At 36.7% G+C, this 1,165-nt stretch carries 1 protein-coding gene; it reads right to left on the bottom strand.

Annotated elements, in window-relative coordinates; all coding sequences use genetic code 11:
• Positions 1-201: 201 nt before the first annotated feature.
• On the bottom strand, positions 202-1,092 hold the full coding sequence (locus ABT171_RS41650; protein WP_351252167.1) for an IS982-like element ISLll1 family transposase: 891 nt from the start codon (positions 1,090-1,092) through the stop codon (positions 202-204).
• Between the last annotated feature and the right edge of the window lie 73 nt (positions 1,093-1,165).

Below are 1,165 nucleotides of genomic sequence, written 5' to 3'. Positions count from 1 at the left end.
GAAGTGTGCTATTATAAGTCATATAAGTCGTGCGCTTTCTAATGCTTAGTGGTTTAAGATTAGGATAGCACGACTTATTTATTTTCCAATGAAATTAACTAGCAATTTGGGTTAACTATTATCAATAGTTTAGTTTTCATTCCCTATCAATGTATTTTATTATATACCTATTTCTATATATATACCCGAATTGCTAGTTGATTATTTAGCCATGACTTGATACCCGATAGAATATCTTAAAGTCTCTGGTTCCAGTGATTTAGCTGATTTTAACAGTAAAGAATACGCTAAAAGTATCATCTCTAATCTCAATTGAAAACCTTGAGGCGAACGACTTTTACAACGCTCAGCTCCTAGATTTGTCAAAAAAGAGAAAACTCGCTCAATCACTTTTCTACGTTTTGAAAAATTAGGGAAAAGGATTTTCTTTTGCTTCATGTTCTTCCTGACAGGTGTAATTAGATCAATTCCTTTTAATTCCAGCCTATCATGCAGTGACTGACCTAAATATCCCATATCTCCAAGGACTGTTGGTGTCCCAAATTGACTCAACACTTCCTCGGTCATTGAACTATCAGCCATTGAAGCAGGAGTAATTGTGTAGTCTATGACATAGCCTGATTCACTGACTAAAGCATGACATTTACATCCATAGAAGTACTGTCCCTTTGTAGCATTGTAGCCAACATTTGCATAATCTCCAAGAACTTTGCTTCTGAAATTACGAATAGGCTGACACAAAGGAATGGGGAAGCTGTCAATAATGGATACACTCATTCCTTCAACCTCTTTAAAGACGAGTGCTTGGCGAATGACTTGGATACTCGGTAAGAGGGCATTACAACGGCGGACAAAGCGAGAATATTCTAGGAAATTAGGAAATAAACTTTGAGCCAGTTGGTGCTTAGCTTTAAGCGTTTCACTAAAATGCAGTACGCCCCAGAGGTAACAAGCGATAACTAAGCAATCTGATGTTGCGAGATGGACGTTCTTTCGGTTTTGAACCTCAAGGGGAACACTCGTTTGATAAAGCGTCTCAATGGTTGTCAGTAAATAAACAAAAACTTTTGGAAGTGTGCTATTATAAGTCATATAAGTCGTGAGCTTTCTAATGCTTAGTGCTTTAAGATTAGGATAGCACGACTTATTTATTTTCCAATGAAAT

The organism is Streptomyces sp. NPDC001851 (assembly GCF_040297165.1).
Taxonomy (GTDB): domain Bacteria; phylum Actinomycetota; class Actinomycetes; order Streptomycetales; family Streptomycetaceae; genus Streptomyces.
Note: the sequence above shows the minus strand (reverse complement) of the source record. Positions and strands in the feature narration are given on the sequence as shown.

Excerpts from the sequence above, each read along its gene's own strand:
- ABT171_RS41650 (WP_351252167.1), bottom strand. The coding sequence starts at position 1,092 with ATGACTTATAATAGCACACTTCCAAAAGTTTTTGTTTATTTACTGACA.